Source organism: Prevotella sp. SGI.167 (assembly GCF_050313615.1).
Classification (GTDB): domain Bacteria; phylum Bacteroidota; class Bacteroidia; order Bacteroidales; family Bacteroidaceae; genus Prevotella.
In genome coordinates this window covers 1-324 of record NZ_JBNPLT010000158.1, presented here as the reverse complement: position 1 = coordinate 324, position 324 = coordinate 1, and the positions used below count along the sequence as shown (strand labels likewise).

Sequence of the window (324 nt, the reverse complement as noted above, 5' to 3'; positions counted from 1 at the left end):
AGGGCTTGGGATTTGTATCGTTATTAGGGTGAAGGATTGCTAAGTATACTCCTTCACCCAAGAAAATCACAATAAATTTCCCAGTTATATCAATCCAAAACGTTTCAACAACTTCATGGAAACATTCTCATAAGAACAAATAGCCTTTTTTATTTCTACCAAATCATTCTTATTAATTTTTCCCTTCATCTTATCTATTGAAAACAATTCTGCAAATCGTTCCTTTGAAATTCTTTTAAAATCAGAGCAATCGACAAATCTATCTTGGTCACCCAAAAACTCATACTCAGAAGCCTTCAATAAATAGTGCAATTTCCTTCTACT

At 32.4% G+C, this 324-nt stretch carries 1 pseudogene; it reads right to left on the bottom strand.

Features of this window, described 5'->3' with window-relative positions:
• Positions 1 to 84: 84 nt before the first annotated feature.
• Positions 85 to 324: pseudogene (locus ACQRBJ_RS16335) on the bottom strand (hypothetical protein); the annotation flags it as partial.